Annotated in this window: 2 protein-coding genes; both read right to left on the bottom strand. The window is 60.5% G+C overall.

The window, feature by feature from the left end; translation table 11 throughout:
• Positions 1-196 precede the first annotated feature (196 nt).
• Positions 197-517, bottom strand: a complete 321-nt coding sequence (locus EOA86_RS36765; protein ID WP_006334837.1) for a 2Fe-2S iron-sulfur cluster-binding protein — start codon at positions 515-517, stop codon at positions 197-199.
• A gap of 100 nt (positions 518-617) precedes the next feature.
• Positions 618-806 (bottom strand): Hpt domain-containing protein (locus EOA86_RS36760; RefSeq protein WP_206630270.1); only part of this gene is annotated, 189 nt, incomplete at its 5' end.

Raw genomic sequence — 806 nt, 5'->3', positions numbered from 1 at the left:
CCTTCAATCCGCACGACCGCGAAAATCGGAATCGATTTTCGCTGGAGATCATGCGCCAAATCACGGCGCTATAGCGTCCTTTGCGTGTCCACGAGGATGCGCGGCGCTATAGAGAACGGCGAGACACTGCATGACCATTGGCCCGCTGCCAAGCCGGGACCCGAAAAATCGGCTACAACGCTTCAGCCTTCACGCTTCAGCCCTGGCGGGCGGGCACGCGCACAACCAGGCCGTCGAGAGCGTCGCGCACCTTGATCTGACAGGAGAGCCGTGAGTTCGGCTGGACATCGTAGGCGAAGTCCAGCATGTCCTCTTCCATCGCTTCCGGCTCACCGACTTCCGCCGTCCATGCCTCGTCGACATAGACGTGGCAGGTCGCGCAGGCGCAGGCGCCACCGCACTCGGCCTCGATCCCCGGCACGGCGTTGCGGATCGCGTTCTCCATGACGGTCGAGCCGTTTTCGGCATCCACGTCAAAATGTGTGCCGTCATGGGCGATGAAGGTCAGCTTGGTCATTTGTCACCTGAAGGGAGTTCCAGCCGAGATAATCACTCCAGCAGACAAGTCAACTGCCGCGCGAAAGCGGCGCTCTATGCCGTTTTTTTCGGAAATCGGTTTAACGGCTGATGGCGGCGACGAAATCGCGGACTTCTTCGATCAGGGCGCCAAGCCGCTTGAGGGTATTGGTATCTTCAGGTTGAAGTTCGATCGCGCTGGCGCAATCGGCAATAGCGAAGGCGCCGACGCCGCGCGCCGAACCTTTCAGCCCGTGCGCAAGAAGCAGTCTTTGCCCCACATCGGCGTC

The sequence above is a fragment of the Mesorhizobium sp. M5C.F.Ca.IN.020.32.2.1 genome, from assembly GCF_004023105.1.
In the GTDB taxonomy this organism is placed as follows: domain Bacteria; phylum Pseudomonadota; class Alphaproteobacteria; order Rhizobiales; family Rhizobiaceae; genus Mesorhizobium; species Mesorhizobium wenxiniae.
This window is presented reverse-complemented; position numbering and strand designations above follow the sequence as displayed.